Origin of the sequence: Oerskovia merdavium, from assembly GCF_014836755.1 — a bacterium.
GTDB lineage: Bacteria > Actinomycetota > Actinomycetes > Actinomycetales > Cellulomonadaceae > Oerskovia > Oerskovia merdavium.
The window spans coordinates 114,435-129,531 of the sequence record NZ_JACSQF010000008.1 but is presented as its reverse complement, the minus strand read 5'-3'; the positions used below and the strand labels follow the sequence as shown (position 1 = coordinate 129,531).

16 protein-coding genes are annotated in these 15,097 nt (G+C 73.9%); 10 read left to right on the top strand and 6 right to left on the bottom strand.

Translation table 11 applies throughout. The features are described 5' to 3' along the window. Positions 1–142 precede the first annotated feature (142 nt). The 7 genes from H9641_RS09520 (at position 143) to H9641_RS09490 (ending at position 6,433) form a co-directional block, all read left to right on the top strand. Positions 143–481, top strand: a complete 339-nt coding sequence (locus H9641_RS09520) for a hypothetical protein (RefSeq protein ID WP_191803148.1) — start codon at positions 143–145, stop codon at positions 479–481. 66 nt (positions 482–547) lie between these two features. Next, complete coding sequence (locus H9641_RS09515) at positions 548–1,570, top strand: ABC transporter ATP-binding protein (RefSeq protein WP_191803146.1); 1,023 nt, start codon at positions 548–550, stop codon at positions 1,568–1,570. Next, the gene (locus H9641_RS09510) at positions 1,567–2,439 is read left to right on the top strand and encodes an ABC transporter permease (RefSeq protein WP_191803144.1); all 873 of its coding nucleotides are present in this window, start codon (positions 1,567–1,569) and stop codon (positions 2,437–2,439) included. The genes H9641_RS09515 and H9641_RS09510 overlap by 4 nt, the downstream gene beginning before the upstream one ends. 197 nt (positions 2,440–2,636) lie before the next feature. Continuing rightward, positions 2,637–3,977: a sensor histidine kinase gene (locus tag H9641_RS20700; RefSeq protein WP_318244490.1), complete on the top strand. Its 1,341-nt coding sequence runs from the start codon at positions 2,637–2,639 to the stop codon at positions 3,975–3,977. After that, positions 3,974–4,579, top strand: a complete 606-nt coding sequence (locus H9641_RS09500; protein WP_191803142.1) for a response regulator — start codon at positions 3,974–3,976, stop codon at positions 4,577–4,579. The genes H9641_RS20700 and H9641_RS09500 overlap by 4 nt, the downstream gene beginning before the upstream one ends. A gap of 154 nt (positions 4,580–4,733) precedes the next feature. After that, positions 4,734–5,399, top strand: a complete 666-nt coding sequence (locus tag H9641_RS09495; RefSeq protein ID WP_191803140.1) for a lysophospholipid acyltransferase family protein — start codon at positions 4,734–4,736, stop codon at positions 5,397–5,399. Further along, complete coding sequence (locus H9641_RS09490; RefSeq protein ID WP_191803138.1) at positions 5,396–6,433, top strand: NAD(P)H-dependent glycerol-3-phosphate dehydrogenase; 1,038 nt, start codon at positions 5,396–5,398, stop codon at positions 6,431–6,433. The genes H9641_RS09495 and H9641_RS09490 overlap by 4 nt, the downstream gene beginning before the upstream one ends. Positions 6,434–6,501: 68 nt before the next feature. Here the strand turns inward: H9641_RS09490 and H9641_RS09485 are convergent, their stop codons facing one another. Beyond that, positions 6,502–7,215 carry an AMIN-like domain-containing (lipo)protein gene (locus tag H9641_RS09485; protein ID WP_225220236.1) on the bottom strand — a complete coding sequence of 238 codons (714 nt, stop codon included), beginning with the start codon at positions 7,213–7,215 and terminating at the stop codon, positions 6,502–6,504. 231 nt (positions 7,216–7,446) lie between these two features. Here H9641_RS09485 and H9641_RS09480 point away from each other — a divergent pair, with 231 nt between their 5' ends. Further along, the gene (locus H9641_RS09480) at positions 7,447–7,797 is read left to right on the top strand and encodes a DUF6191 domain-containing protein (RefSeq protein ID WP_191803136.1); all 351 of its coding nucleotides are present in this window, start codon (positions 7,447–7,449) and stop codon (positions 7,795–7,797) included. Here the strand turns inward: H9641_RS09480 and H9641_RS09475 are convergent. Next, positions 7,794–8,972, bottom strand: coding sequence for a trans-sulfuration enzyme family protein (locus tag H9641_RS09475; protein WP_191803134.1), 1,179 nt, complete (start codon positions 8,970–8,972; stop codon positions 7,794–7,796). The genes H9641_RS09480 and H9641_RS09475 overlap by 4 nt on opposite strands. Positions 8,973–9,125: 153 nt before the next feature. Then, the gene (locus H9641_RS09470; RefSeq protein ID WP_191803132.1) at positions 9,126–10,298 is read right to left on the bottom strand and encodes an acyl-CoA dehydrogenase family protein; all 1,173 of its coding nucleotides are present in this window, start codon (positions 10,296–10,298) and stop codon (positions 9,126–9,128) included. Positions 10,299–10,382: 84 nt separating this feature from the next. On the opposite strand from H9641_RS09470, the gene H9641_RS09465 reads away from it, so the two are divergent. Beyond that, on the top strand, positions 10,383–11,522 hold the full coding sequence (locus H9641_RS09465) for a D-alanine--D-alanine ligase family protein (protein ID WP_191803130.1): 1,140 nt from the start codon (positions 10,383–10,385) through the stop codon (positions 11,520–11,522). Between the two features lie 84 nt (positions 11,523–11,606). Here H9641_RS09465 and H9641_RS09460 read toward each other — a convergent pair whose 3' ends face one another. Beyond that, positions 11,607–12,098, bottom strand: a complete 492-nt coding sequence (locus H9641_RS09460; protein WP_318244489.1) for a DUF3515 family protein — start codon at positions 12,096–12,098, stop codon at positions 11,607–11,609. Between the two features lie 61 nt (positions 12,099–12,159). Here H9641_RS09460 and H9641_RS09455 point away from each other — a divergent pair, with 61 nt between their 5' ends. Further along, the gene (locus H9641_RS09455; RefSeq protein WP_191803255.1) at positions 12,160–13,236 is read left to right on the top strand and encodes a thiamine-phosphate kinase; all 1,077 of its coding nucleotides are present in this window, start codon (positions 12,160–12,162) and stop codon (positions 13,234–13,236) included. 155 nt (positions 13,237–13,391) lie between these two features. On the opposite strand, the gene H9641_RS09450 is transcribed toward H9641_RS09455, so the two are convergent. Continuing rightward, complete coding sequence (locus H9641_RS09450) at positions 13,392–13,910, bottom strand: GNAT family N-acetyltransferase (RefSeq protein ID WP_191803128.1); 519 nt, start codon at positions 13,908–13,910, stop codon at positions 13,392–13,394. 142 nt (positions 13,911–14,052) lie between these two features. Continuing rightward, a complete protein-coding gene (locus tag H9641_RS09445; protein WP_318244488.1) occupies positions 14,053–15,078 on the bottom strand; it encodes an NAD(P)/FAD-dependent oxidoreductase in 1,026 nt (341 codons plus the stop codon). Positions 15,079–15,097 lie beyond the last annotated feature (19 nt).

Genomic DNA, 15,097 nt, shown 5'->3' with positions numbered 1-15,097 from the left:
CCCCCCCCCCCCCCCCCCCCCCGTCGTCGTCCGCCGGGGCGAGGTCACAGGTGCCGCACAGCCTCGTACCACCCGGTGCGCAGGTCGGACGAGGAGGGTGGTCGGCACGGGCGAAGGGTTCGCCCGGACAGGAGGAGCGACCATGCCGTCCGCCACGTCACCCGAGAACCACGAGCCGCTCGACGGCCCGGCCGAGCCTGCTGGCCCCACGGACCACGCGCGGCCTGCGGACCACGCGCGGCCTGCGGACCACGCCGAGCCGCGCGGTGCCCGACGTCGGGCACTCACCTGGGGCGCGGGAGCCCTGACCTTCTCGGTGCTCACCCTGGGCGGCTTCGCGCTGACGAGCGCTCCGGCCCCGGACACCGCGACCGTGACCGGGGCGACCGCGGGCGTGCCGTCCGCGGTCGTGCCGGACGCCGCGACCGCCACCGGACGCCGGGGCACGGGCGGCATGACAAACCTCACCGACGAAGCATGAGGAAACCGACAGAACGGGTGAAGGGCTGCACTGCCTGAGCGCTCCGGCCGGCACCAGGCTGGAGGCATGGACAACGACAGCCTCGACCGCGGCACCACGGGCCGCGACGCGCGCAAGGACGACCTCGTCATCGACGTGCAGGGACTGCGCCGCAGGTACGGCGGCAGCACCCGCGGCGCCCAGGGGTTCGAGGCGGTGGCGGGCGTCGACCTCCAGGTCCGCCGCGGCGAGCTCTTCGCGCTCCTCGGGACCAACGGCGCGGGCAAGACCTCGCTCCTCGAGGTCGTCGAGGGGCTCTCGCGCCCCACGGCCGGCACAGCGCGGGTCTTCGGCAAGGACCCCTACCGCGAGCGCGCCCACGTCCGCCCGAGGATCGGGATCATGCTGCAGGAGGCCGGCTTCCCGTCCGACCTGACCGCGATCGAGACCGCGCGCATGTGGGCCGGGACGCTCGCGGCCCCTCGCCCGGTCGAGGAGGCGCTCGACCTGGTCGCGCTCCGCGGTCGCGCCGACGTGACGGTGACGTCGCTCTCGGGAGGCGAGCGGCGCCGTCTGGACCTCGCCCTGGCGCTCCTCGGCCGCCCCGAGGTGCTGTTCCTCGACGAGCCGACCACGGGCCTGGACCCCGAGAGCCGCCGCTCGGCCTGGGACCTGGTCCAGTCGCTGCTCGACGACGGCACGACCGTCGTCCTCACGACCCACTACCTCGAGGAGGCCGAGCGCCTCGCGGACCGCCTCGCGATCATGCACGGCGGCCGGATCGTCCAGGAGGGCACGGTCGCCGAGATCGTCGACGCCGAGCCCGCGCACGTCTACGTCGACGAGGCGAGCGTGCGTCCTCACCTCGCGGACCTCCCGCTCCTGCCGGGCGAGACCCTCGAGCGCGTCGAGGGCGGCACGCTCTCGATCGCGACGCGCGACCTCCAGCGCAGCCTCGCGGTCTTGCTCGCCTGGGCGGCCGACCGCGACGTGACGTTCGGCCGCATCGAGGCGCGCCCCGCGTCGCTCGAGCAGGCTTTCCTCGCGATCGCCGACGGGCCCGGCCACCCGTCCTCCTCCACCATCGACCCGACGGAGCGTGCAGCATGACCACCCTGACCCAGACCCCGACCCGTGCCACCCGTGCTTCCTCGGCCCCCCGCGGCACGACCGGCCTCGCGGGCTCGCTTCGCCGCGTCGTCTCGCTCGTCCGCGCCGAGACCACGCTGCTCCTGCGCAACCGCACCGCCCTGTTCAACGGGGTCGCGCTGGCCCCCGCGATGGTCGCGTTCCTGCACTTCTCGGGGGCGCTCGAGGCGGTCGTGGGCGACGGGGCCGGGGCGTCGGTCGTCGGGGCGTTCGCGCTCACGAGCCTCATCTGCTTCGCGCTCATGTTCGTCGTCTACTACAACCTCGCGAGCGCGTACGTGGCGCGGCGCGAGGAGCTCGTGCTCAAGCGGCTGCGGACCGGGCAGTGCTCGGATGCCGAGATCCTGATCGGCGCAGCGACGCCCGCGGTCGTGACGATGCTCGGCCAGCTCGTGCTGGGCGGGGCCGCGATCGCGCTGTGGATCGGTCTCGACGCCCCCGCGAACGTGGTGCTGCTGCTCGTCGCGGTCCTCGGGGGGACGTTCGTCTTCGCGGCGCTCGCCGCCGCGAGCACCGCGTTCACGCGCACGCTCGAGTCGGTCCAGCTCTCGACGCTGCCGATCATGGCCCTGGCGCTGCTCCTGTCGGGGACGACGCTGCCGCTCGCTCTCCTGCCGGAGCGCCTCCAGACGCTCGCCGCGTTCACGCCCCTGCACCCGGTCGGCGAGCTCCTGACGATCGGCCTCACGGGTCTGGGGCCCGACGGCGTCGCGGTCGGCTTCGGCGAGACGTTCGCCCTGGCCGCGCAGCCGCTCGCGATCCTGCTCGCCTGGTGCGTGATCGGTGCGTGGCTCGCGGCCCGGTACATGCGGTGGGAGCCGCGCCGCTGAGGCGGTCACGACGTCGCCCGTGGTGACGCGGGGACCGGGCGGCGTCGAGCACGAGGTTGCGGTCGGTCGAGCACGAGGTTGCGGTCGCTCTCCCGCTGAGAGCGACCGCAACCTCGTGCTCGGCACCCAGAGCACCCGGACCACACGGGAGCCAACCCGGCGCCCCGCCGACGATCCCACGTGAAAGGCTGACCCCCGTGAGCTGGAACCCCCTCGTCGGCGCGTGGTCGCGTCGCAGCAACCCCGAACGGTTCGACACCTACACGCGCTGGTCGCTGTACGTCGTCGCGACGTTCGAGCTCTTCGTGGTGCTGTGGATCGTGGGCGAGGTGCCCACCGGGCACCCGGTGCTGCTCGCCCCGCTGATCGGCCTGTGCCTCGCGCACACGGCGTCCTGCATCGTCGTCATCCGGTACGGGATCACCCGGTTCCTCGGCGGGCCGCCCCCGCCCCGGTGGGCGCCGGGCACCATGTGGGGGCTCGCGCTCGCGACGTGCGTGGTCGGCCTCGCGGCCTACCCGACCGGCGAGGGATCGATGTTCCAGGGCAACACCCCGGTCCTGGTCGTGACCGCGGCGACCGCGTTCTCGGTCGCGGCCTGCGCGCCGCTCCTGACCTTCCGGTGGCTGGCGCTCGGGGCCGTGGGCGTCGCGGCGGTCTCGGGGCTCGTCTCGTGGTTCGTCGCCCCGGTCCGCGACGAGACGGCGGCGGGCATCGCGGTGGGCCAGGGCATCGGCGTCGTCCTCATGTGCGTCGGCATCTTCGCGTCCTACCGCGTGTCGGTGTGGATGCTCGGGATCGTGTGGGAGCAGGAGCGCAACCGCGTCCTGCACGCGCGCCTGGCGGTCGCGGAGGAAAGGCTGCGCTTCTCGCGCGACCTGCACGACGTGTTCGGCCGCACGCTCTCGGTCGTGGCCGTCAAGAGCGAGCTCGCCGCGGAGCTCGCCTCGCGCGGACGCCCCGGCGCGGCCGAGCAGATGCTCGAGGTGCGCCAGATCGCTCAGGACTCGCTGCGCGAGGTCCGGGCCGTCGTCGCGGGCTACCGGGCCGCGGACCTGGCCGCGGAGCTCAGCGGCGCACGCTCGGTCCTGCGGTCGGCCGACATCGAGACCACGATCGAGTCGTCCGGCGACGGCAACGAGGACTCCTTGCCCGAGGCCACGCAGGAGGCGCTCGCCTGGGTCGTGCGCGAGGCCGTGACCAACGTGGTCCGCCACGCCCACGCGACGCGCTGCGAGATCACCCTGGGCGTCGAGCGGGGCGAGGCGGTCCTGACCGTGACCAACGACGGCGTCCCCGACCTGGACCGCACCACGACGAGCCCGGGCAGCCCCAGCGGGTCCGGGCTGATCGGGCTCGGTGAGCGGCTCGCCGGTGCCGGGGGCCGGCTCGAGACCCACCTCGAGCCCCCCACGTTCCGTCTCACGGCCAGCGTCCCGCTCCCGGCGGTCGGTAGCCTCGTCTCGCGCATGCCGCTCGTCCCCCGGGGCCGCGGCACCGGCGCCCCTCGCCCCGCCCAGGAAGGCCCCACCGCGTGATCCGCATCCTGCTCGCCGACGACGAGAACCTCATCCGCGACGCCCTGGCCACCCTGTTCTCGCTCGAGGACGACCTCGAGGTCGTCGTCCAGGCCGCGTCCGGGACCGAGGCGCTCGCGGCAGCGCGCAAGCACCTGCCGGACGTCGCGGTGCTCGACCTCCAGATGCCCGGCCTCGACGGGATCGAGGTCTCGCAGGCCCTGGCGTCCGAGGTGCCGGCGTGCGGCGTCGTCATGGTCACGAGCCACGGGCGCCCCGGGTACCTCAAGCGCGCGCTCGAGGCCGGGGTGCGCGCGTTCCTGCCCAAGACCGTCTCGTCGCGCGTCCTGGCGGACGTGGTGCGTCAGGTCCACGGCGGCGGACGCTACGTGGACCCCGAGCTGGCCGCCGAGGCCATCGCGGCCGGCGCGAGCCCCCTGACGCCCCGTGAGGCCGACGTGCTCGAGCTGGCCGCCGGGGGAGCGCCCGTCGAGGAGATCGCCACGCGCGCCTCGCTCGCGCCGGGCACGGTGCGCAACTACCTCTCGTCGGCCGCGGCCAAGCTGGGCGCGACGAACCGCCACGAGGCCGTCCACCTCGCGCGCCGGCACGGCTGGATCTGAGGGTGCGCCCCGCCCCGGGTGAGGGTCTCACCCCGGGCGAGCGGCGCCGTCGGGCCCGACGACGGCACGCGGCCCGGTAGGCTCGGTGACCGTGCCGAAAGCTCATCCAGACAGCCGCGCGTACCGACTCGTCGCGCTCATCGTGCGTCCCCTGATGTTCGCGATCACCCGCCGCGACTGGCAGGGTGCGGAGAACATCCCCGCCACGGGGGGCTTCATCGCCGCGGGCAACCACATGTCGAACATCGACCCGCTGACGTTCGCCCACTTCCTTTATGACCACGGTCGGGCGCCCAAGATCCTCGCCAAGGCGTCGCTCTGGAAGATCCCCGGCCTGCGTCTGCTCCTGGACCGGACCGGGATGATCCCCGTGCAGCGCAACACCGCGGGGGCCGCGTCCTCGGTGAGCGCGGCGGTCGACCAGCTCGCGCTGGGCGAGTGCGTCGCGGTGTTCCCCGAGGGCACCCTGACCCGTGACCCGGACCTGTGGCCCATGGTCGGCAAGACCGGTGCCGCGCGCCTCGCCCTCGCGAGCCGCATGCCCGTGGTGCCCATCGCGCAGTGGGGCATGCAGGACATCCTGCCTCGCTACAGCAAGCGGTTCCGGCCGATCCCGCCCAAGAACGTGGCCGTGCACGCGGGCCCGCCCGTGGACCTGTCGGACCTCTACGAGCGTCCCATCGACTCCGTGACCCTGCGCGAGGCCACCAACCGCATCATGGACGCCATCACCGGGCTGCTCGAGGAGATCCGCGGCGAGAAGGCCCCGGCCGAGCGGTTCGACGTCCGCAAGAACCCCGGCTCGGAGGAGCGCAAGTGAGCACCGCGACCAGCCCGTCACCCGTCACGGCAGCCGTGCTCGGCTCGGGAGCCTGGGGCACCACGTTCGCGGCCGTGCTCGCCGACGCGGGCTGCGAGGTCAGGCTGTGGGGCCGCAACGCCGACGTCGCGGCGGACATCAACGCCACGCGCCACAACTCGCCCTACCTGCCCGGCATCGAGCTGCCCGCGAGGCTCACCGCGACGACCGACGCGGCCGCGGCGCTCGCCGGTGCCCAGCTCGTCGTGGTGGCGATCCCCTCGCAGAGCGCACGCGCGACGCTCGCCCCGTTGCGCGAGCACCTCGCCGAGGGGGCAGTCGCGGTCTCCCTCATGAAGGGCGTCGAGCTCAGCACCGACCGCCGCATGAGCGAGGTCGTCGCCGAGGTGTGGGGCCTCCCGCTGGACAAGGTCGCCGTGGTCTCGGGCCCCAACCTGGCCCGCGAGATCGCCGAGCACCAGCCCACCGCGACCGTGGTCTCCGCGACCGACCCGGAGACCGCCCGCTTCGTCGCCGCGGCCTGCTCGTCGTCCTACTTCCGGCCGTACACCAACTCGGACGTCGTGGGCGTCGAGCTGTGCGGCGCCGTGAAGAACGTCATCGCACTCGCCGTGGGCATCGCCCAGGGCCGCGGGTTCGGGTACAACACGACCGCGACCGTCATCACGCGCGGACTCGTCGAGATCACGCGCCTCGGGCTCGCGCTCGGTGCGGACGCCGAGACATTCTCGGGCCTCGCGGGCATGGGGGACCTGGTCGCGACCTGCACGTCCCCCCTGTCGCGCAACCACACGCTCGGCAAGCACATCGGGCAGGGCATGAGCCTCGACGAGGCCGTCGCGGCGACGGGCGGGACGGCCGAGGGCGTCAAGTCCTGCCGCTCCGTCCTCGAGCTCGCGCAGAAGGTGGGCGTCGACATGCCCATCACGGCCGGCGTCGTGGCCGTCCTGCACGAGGGCATGCCGGTCGACGACATGGCCCGTGGGCTGCTCGCGCGTCCCCAGAAGTCCGAGGGCGTGACGTCGGGACGCTGACCCTGCGCCCCGCGCGGCCGGCCCGGTCCCCACGGAGCGCCTGGCCGGACGGGTGCGCTCAGGGCCGGTCAGTCGTCGTCGCGCACCTCGACGACGACGCGCGTCGGGTTCGTGAGGGCGTAGACGCGGAACGGGTTGTCGGAGTCGTCGGTCCCGATGAACGACTGCGTGTACCCCTCGAACACGCCGCGGAGCGCGACCTCCTCGACCTCGTCGGTCTCCGCGACACGCAGGGGGTTGGGGCCCGAGTACTCGGGGACGCCCGTGTCCGTGGGGTAGCCCGAGCCCGAGATCATGACCTGCAGCGTGCCGTCGCCGGCGATCTCGAAGACGTTCCCGCTGCCGTCGTCGATCGCCTCCGGGACGTACTCGACGCGCCAGCCGGGCGTCCCCGTGCCTCCCAGCTCGTAGACGACGCGGTCGAACCCGTCGTGGCGCCCGACCCGCAGGTCGGTCACGGTCAGAGCGGCGCCGGCCGAGGGCTCGGCGACGTCCGGGTCGGTGTTCGCGGGGAACGCGGGAGCAGCGGTCGACCCGTCCCCCTCGGTTCCGGTCGATCCTGTGGCTCCCGTCGGGGAGTCGGTGGCGTCACCCGACGGCGAGGGGCTGGGCGCCGGTGTCGCCGTGGGCGACGGGGACTCGTCGGGCGTCGCGTCGTAGCCGCCGTTCGCGCCTGAGCAGGCCGTCAGCGCGAGGAGCACGCCGACGCACACGGCGGAGACGGCCGGTCGTCGCTGCCGGCGCCGGGGCGTTCGGGTGGCCGTCCGGGTGGCGCGGTCCATGTCTGCCTCCTGCTCGGCGCGTGCGACCGGGAGCGGCTCTCGGTCGCCTCAAGCCTAGGTGGGGCAGGACACGGCCGCATGGAGGGAAGGTCTCGATCGGGGAACGCGCCTCGCGAGACGCGACCTGCTCGCCTCGCGCCGACGACGATGCCCGGGTCGTCGCGGCGGGCGATCCGGACCAGCTGCGCCGCGAGGGATGACAGCGGCACCCGTCCGCCCTACGGTTGCCCCATGCCGTGGTTCAGCAGCGTGGGCGCGCCTCTCTTCCTCGTCGTCGTGCTCGTGGTCGTCGCGGTGGTCGCGATCGAGCGCATGGTGAGCGGGCGGGCCAGAGAGCGGGAGCGCGGCGAGCTCACCGGCTCGGGGGAGAGCGTCGGTTCCGGGGCGTTCGGCGCCCTGGTCGACATCTTCCAGCCGAGCAGGGTGCATCTCACCGAGGAGAAGGAGCGACAGCGGCTCGACATCGCGCAGGCGCCGTCCACCGCGCCCCCGATCGACGTCGACCTCGAGTCGGGCGTGGTCGTCTTCAGTGCTGAGGCGTACGAGCCGCGGGCCACCGACGGGACTGCCGCCGCGCGCTAGCTGCCCGCAGCAGACCGCAGCGCACGGTCGAGGTCCGCCCACAGGTCCTCGACGTCCTCGATGCCGACGCTCATGCGCAGCAGGTCCTCGGGGACCGTGAGCGACTCGGTCGCGAACCGTCGCCGCCGCTCGAGGCTCGACTCGACCCCTCCCAGGCTCGTCGCGGGTACCCACAGCTCGACGGCCTCGACGACCGCGTCCGCGGCCTCGCGACCGCCGCGGGGGCGCAGCCCGATGATCGCCCCGAAGCCCGTCATGGTGCGGGCCGCACGCTCGTGGCCCGGGTCGGTCGGCAGGCTCGGGTGGCGGACCTCCTCGACGAGCGGGTGCTCGGCCAGGCGCCGGGCGATCTCCGCGGCGTTGGCCTGGGACCGCTCGACGCGCAGCGCGAGCGTGCGCAGCCCGCGCAGCGCGAGCCACACCTCCCACGGACCGGCGATCGCGCCGTGCAGGGTCCGGTACGCACGGACCTTCGCGGCCAGGTCCGGGTCGCTCGTCACGACGGCCCCGAGCACGACGTCGGAGTGTCCCGCGAGGTACTTCGTGACCGAGTGCACGACGACGTCCGCGCCCTGGGCGAGGGGCTGCTGGCCCAGCGGGGTCGCGAACGTGTTGTCGACCGCGGTGAGGACTCCACGCTCGCGTGCCGCGGCAAGGAGCACGGGCAGGTCCGCGACCTCGAGCATGGGGTTGGTCGGCGACTCGACCAGGAGCAGGTCCGCCCCGTCGATCGCCCCGAGCACCTGGTCGGTGTCGGCGACGTCGACGCGGACGACCTCGACCCCGTGGCGGGCCGCGAGGTCGTCCGCGAAGCCAAGCGTCACCTGGTAGGCGTGCCGGGGCACGACGACCTTGCCGCCCGCCGGGACGAACGAGAAGACCGCCGCGATCGCCGCCATCCCGCTGCTGAAGACGATGCCCGGCTCCGAGGCGCCCTCGAGCGTGGCCAGGGCCTCCTCGAACGGGTGCCAGGTCTCGGTGTCCATGCGCGTGTACAGGAGCTCGCCCGGCTGCTGCACGCCGCGCGACACGTAGGTCGAGGACAGGACGACGGGCGGGTTCACGGGCCCGCCCTGCTCGCGCGGCGGGCGCCCGGCCGCGACCGCGATCGTGGCGGGGGACAGGGGGGAGCTGTGGACGGTGGGCGCGGTCGGCCCGGTCGGCTCGGTCGTCATGGAGGTGAGATTACGCCTCGACGCGGAGCGGGTGCCGCGGGCAACCGGCAGGTGGAGACGGGGCGGGTGCGTCGAGCGTGCAGCTCTGGTCGTCGTCGGCCGCGGCCGGACGACCCGAACGGCACACTCGACGCCGCCCCGCCCCGCCCAGCGCTAGTCCTCGACCGGTCCGAGCAGCGCGCTCGCGAACGTCGAGTGCGCGGACTCGTCGTCGGAGGGGTGGAAGATCCCCGCGAGCACGTCCCGGTAGAGTCGCCCGAGCTCGGAGGACGCGAAGTACGAGGACCCGCCGGACACGCGGATCGCCTGGTCGACCACGACGCGCGCCGTCTCGGTGGCGCGCACCTTGAGCCCCGCGACGGCCGTGAACCACCCGGCGCCGCGGTCCACCAGCGCGTCGATCTCGCCCGCGACCTGGTCGATCTGCGGGTAGATCCCGTCCATCGCGATGCCCGCGTCCGCGACGCGCCAGCGGATGTCCGGGTCCTGCGACAGCGGCTTGCCGCCGTTCTTCATCGAGGTGCGCCGGTGCGCGTTCTCGACCGCGAGCTCGAGGGCTCGCTTGCCGATCCCCGTGTAGACCGACGCGAGGAGCACCTCGAACGTCGTGAAGATCGCGAGCACGAGCGGGTCCGTCGAGGGGCCGGGAGCCAGGCGCCGGACGACCCGGTCGGCCGGGGCGTGCGCACCGACCAGCAGGGTCGTGCGGCTCTGGCTCGCGCGCATGCCGACCGTGTCCCAGTCGTCCAGGACGTCGACGCCGCCGCCCTCGCGCGTCACGAACGCGTGCACGAGGCGAGGGTCGCCGTCGAGCTCCGGGCCGCCCTCGGCCGCCGTCTCGATCCCGAGCACTCCCAGCCGGGTCCACGCGGGCGAGAGCGACGTGAAGATCTTGCGGCCGTGGAACGAGTAGCCGCCCTCGCCGTCGGGACGGGCCTGGGTCCGGGACCCGAACAGGACCAGGTCGTTGCCCGGCTCCGAGTACCCGAACGCGAAGACCTCGCCGCGCGCGGCCTCCTCGAGCACGAAGTCGAGCGAGTGGTCCCCGCGCTCGTACAGGTACCGCGCGACGCCGGTCCACACGTGGTGCATGTTGACGGCCAGGGCGGTCGCGGGGGCCGCGCCCGCGAGGCGGATCTGCTCGTGCGCCACGTCCCGCAGGCCGAGGCCCGGGCCGCCCATCGCGGCCGGGACGAAGGCCTGGAGGTAGCCGGCCGCGGTCAGCTCCTCAAGGTCCTCGGTGAAGAAGGCGTTCTCGCGGTCGTAGCCCGCGGCGCGCGAGCGGATGCGGTCGAGCAGGTCGTCGGTCAGCAGGGGGTGGCTCATGCCCCCGTTCTATCACCGCTCCTTCACGAGCGGGGAACGTTCCTGTTCTCTCGGGGAAGCATGGTTCCGGTAGGGTCGTCCGCGATGTCCAGCCAGCCAGAACCCAGTGCTCCCGCGCGCAAGACGCGCGTCCTCATCCTTTTCGGCGGACGCTCCGGCGAGCACGTCATCTCGTGCGCCACCGCGGGCGGCGTCATGCGTGCGATCGACCGAGACCGCTACGAGATCGTCCCCGTCGGGATCACCAAGGCGGGCCAGTGGGTCCTCGCCGCTGACGAGCCCGAGCGCTGGGAGATCACGGCGGGCAACCTGCCCGAGGTCACCGCGACGGGCGGCGAGGTCCTGCTGCCGCTCGCGGTCGGGCAGCGTGGGCTGCGCGTCCTGGAGCCGGGCGAGTTCCCGCGCGAGCTGGGCGAGGTCGACGTCGTCTTCCCGCTGCTGCACGGCCCGTTCGGCGAGGACGGCACGCTCCAGGGCCTGCTCGAGCTGGCCGACGTGCCCTACGTGGGTGCGGGCGTGCTCGCGTCGGCCGTGGGTATGGACAAGCACTTCATGAAGCTCGTCCTCGCGGGCCAGGGACTGCCCATCGCGCCCTACACGGTCATCCGCCCGGGGGAGTGGGACCGCAACCCGGTCGCCTGGACGGAGACGGTCGCGGGCCTGGGGCTGCCGGTGTTCGTCAAGCCGGCCCGCGCGGGGTCGAGCCTGGGGATCACCAAGGTCGACGACCTCGCGGACCTCCCCGCGGCGATCGACGAGGCACGCAAGCACGACCCCAAGGTCGTGGTCGAGGCCGGCGTCGTCGGGCGCGAGATCGAGTGCGCGGTGCTCGGTGGGCGCGAGGGCGAGCGCCCGCGCGCGTCGCTGCCCGGTGAGATCGTCGTGACCGACACGAACCACGACTTCTACGACTTCGAGGCCAAGTACCTCGACGAGGCCGGCGTCGAGCTGAGCTGCCCGGCCGACCTGCCCCAGCACCTCGTGGACGAGGTGCGCGACGTCGCCGTCCGCACGTTCGAGGCGGTCGGTGCCGAGGGCCTGTCCCGGGTCGACGTGTTCGTCACGGACGAGGGCCAGGTCATCGTCAACGAGATCAACACCATGCCGGGCTTCACGCCGTTCTCGATGTACCCCCGCATGTGGGAGAAGTCGGGCATCTCGTACCCCGAGCTGATCGACGAGCTCATCCAGCTCGCGCTCGAGCGCCCCACGGGCCTGCGCTGACCGACCCGGGCGCCGCCCGACCGACGCGAGGAGCGCGCCACCCGTACGGGTGGCGCGCTCCTCGCGTCGGTCGGGTCACGAAGATCACATGCAGTAGCGCGTCTGCTCGACCTTGGACACCGCGCGGTTGAGGTCGGAGACGAACGACGACGAGTGGTCCGAGCTGACCGACGGCGGGATCTGGACCTCGACCGCGGGGTCGCGACCGTACGTGATGAAGGTCCACGTGCCCTTGCCGTCGTCGGCGACGATCCAGTCGACGCTGCCCGCAGCGCTGGGCACCCCCTGGCAGCCCGTCGTGGTGGGCTCGGGCGGCGTGACGCCGCACCGTAGCGTCACGGCGGCGCCCGACGCCCCCCAGGCCGCCGTGGCCTGGCTGTCGGTCTTGACCTTGGGCAGGTCGCCCAGCATGTCGGGGACCGCGAGGACGACCTCGGCGCACTTCGGGTTCGCGGCGTCGTCGGCGACCGGGACTCCGATGGTCGGGGTGCACGCACTGGTGCCGGCGACCGTGGCGAGCAGCAGGATCCCGGCGAGCGTCCGGCGTCGGGCTGGGGTACGAGGGGCGTTCAGCACCCTCCAACGGTAGCCGCTCCGGCGGGGCCCCCGTCCCGCGTAAGGTGGCGCCGTGACTGATCTGAACGAGGGCCGGGTGCTGGTGCGCGAGACGTCCGAGGAGGAGCTGCTCGCGGCGATCTTCCCGCTCCTGCCGACGGGCGCGGCGACCCTCGTGGGCCCCGGCGACGACTCGGCCGTCGTGAGCGCCCCCGACGGGCGCTTCGTGGTCTCGACCGACGTGCTGGTCGAGCGTCGGCACTTCCGCCCCGAGTGGTCCACGGGGTACGACGTCGGGTGGCGCGCCGCGATGCAGAACCTCGCCGACATCGCGGCCATGGGGGCGCGGCCCACCTCGCTCGTGGTCTCGCTCGTCATCCCGGGGCACCTGCCGGTCGCGTGGGTCACGGGCCTGGCCCGCGGACTCGCCGCGGCGTGCGCGCCCAGCGGAGCGGCCGTGGTCGGGGGAGACCTGTCGAGCGGCGACGACGTGGTCGTCGCGGTCACGGTCCACGGGGACCTGGGCGGGCGGGAGCCGGTCCTGCGCTCGGGTGCCCAGGTGTCCGACGTCGTCGCGCACGCCGGGCGCAGGGGCTGGTCCGCCGCGGGGCTCGCCCTGCTCGACCACGACCTGGGTCCCCTGGACCAGGAGCTCGTCGACGCGTACCTGCGTCCCGAGCCACCGCTCGCCGCGGGACCGGCCGCCGCGGGCTCCGGGGCCACGGCCATGCTCGACCTGTCCGACGGCCTGCTGCGTGACGCCGGGCGTCTCGCCCGGGCCAGCGGCGTGGCCGTCGACCTGGACCTGGGCGCCTTCCGCGGCGACCTGGACCGGCTGGCCGTCGCGGCGTCGGCCGTGCGGGTGGCGGACGGACCGCTCTCAGCGACGGGGCCGGGCCCGGCGGACCTCGGTGCGCAGGCGGCCCTCGCCCGGGACTGGGTCCTGACCGGCGGCGAGGACCACGGTCTGCTCGCGACGTTCCCGGCGGGGACGTCGCTGCCCGAGCCGTTCCGGGCCGTGGGCCGGGTCGTGGCGCGGCCCACGAGCGTGCCGGGAGCCGGCGGTGCCGCGGATCCGGCCCCGGCGGCCCCGGCGGTCACGGTCGACGGGGAGGCGCCGCGCGCGCACGGCGTGGGGTGGGACCACTTCCGCGGCTGACGGACCCTGGTCCGCAGCGAGGGACTCCGCGGTCGACGGAGGCTGCCCAGGTGACCTTCCTCGCCAGGTCGTGACGGTCGCGTACCGGACGCGTCGAGTGGGGCGCCCTGGAGGGCGACCCCCTCGACGGAGGAGCTGGTGTGCTGCGGGCCTGGTCAGACCGTCCGGCGGAAGCGGACCTGCGTCAGGTCACGGCCGCCGATGTCGTCGCGACGCTCGACCCCGTCCGGTGCGAACCCGTGACGGCGGTAGAAGTGCTGGGCGCGCTCGTTGTCCTTGAGGACCCACAGCGAGACCGGGGTGCGCGGCGGGACCTTGGACAGCATGGTGCGCATGAGGTCGCGGGCGACGCCGCGTCCCCAGGCCTCGGGGTCGAGGTAGATCGCGTAGACCTCGAGGTCTCCGGACTCGGCGTCCTCGTCGCGCGCGGGACCGAGGCTCGCGAACCCGAGGGCTCGCCCGTCGGCCTCGGCCAGGAGGATGTCGGCGCCGGAGTTCGCGAGGTTCTGCGTCCAGGCTGCCTCGCGCTGGTCGTGGTCGAGCGATGCGAGGTAGTCGTCAGGGACGATCCCGGCATAGGCACCCCGCCACGAGGCGATGTGGACCTGGGCGATCGACGCCGCGTCCTGTGGAGTTGCCGTGCGGATCGTTACCTCGTTGAGTTCCGTCACCATGACCAAATCCTGCCACTTCCGTGGAGTTTCACCAAACCTCTTTGTCCGGATCTTCAGCAAATCTCCCCAAGGTGATGTGCTGGTGGGATGAGAGAGGAGCGGCGGGCGTGCCCGCACGTCGTCCGCCGATCCTCTCAGCCTTTCACCCCGCGTGCTCGCTGGACGTCGTGCGTGCGGCGAGCGCCTGCCGGACCTCGTCGGCGATCAGGTCGCCGTTGGTCGCGGCTGCCGCCTGGACGCCGGCCGCCGCCGCGGCGACCACCTGCGCCATGATGTTCGTGACGTTGCCCGCGACCCTGACACCGGGGACGGAGGTCGCGCCCTGGGGGTCGGAGGGCACGTAGGTCCCGATCGTCACCCCGTCGACGACCTGGTCCTCGGTCGCGACCCCGAGCGACGCGAGGACCGCGGACCGGGCCGTGAAGCGGGGAGCGACGACGAGCGCCGCGCACGGGACGACGTCTCCGGACGCGAGCCGGACGCCGCTCAGGACGCCCGCGTCGAGCGCGAGCCCCGCGACCGGGCCCTCGGCCACCCGGATGCCGCGCGCGTCGAGTGCGGCACGGGTCTCGGCGTCGGGGGCCGGCGACCCGTGGAGGAAGAGGGTCACGTCGTCGCTCCACTGGCGCCACATCTGCGCCTGGTGGACCGCCATCGGGCCCGTCGCGAGGATGCCCACGGCCTGGTCGCGCACCTCCCAGCCGTGGCAGTACGGGCAGTGCAGGACGTCCTTGCCCCACCGGTCGGCGAGTCCGGGCACGTCGGGCAGCTCGTCGACGAGGCCCGTGGTGACCAGCAGACGACGGGCCAGGACGGCCCTGCCGTCGGTCGTGAGGACCTCGAACCCGCCGTCGGGCAGGGCCGTCGCGGACTCGACCGTGCCCTGGGAGATCCGGCCCCCGTAGGCCGCGACCTCGGCCCTCCCGGCCGCGAGGAGCGTGGCGGGGTTCTCGCCGTCGCGGGACAGGTAGCCGTGCATGTGCTCGGCCGGTGCGTTGCGGGGACGTCCGGCGTCGATCACGAGCACGCTGCGTCGTGCCCGCGCGAGCGTGAGGGCTCCGCTCAGGCCTGCCGCGCCACCTCCCACGACCACGACGTCGTAGGTCTCCGGCGTGGTGCTGCTCGGCGTGCTCTCGCCCGTGGCGGGCGCTGGGTTCTCTCGGGTCACGGTGACCACCTCCGTCGTC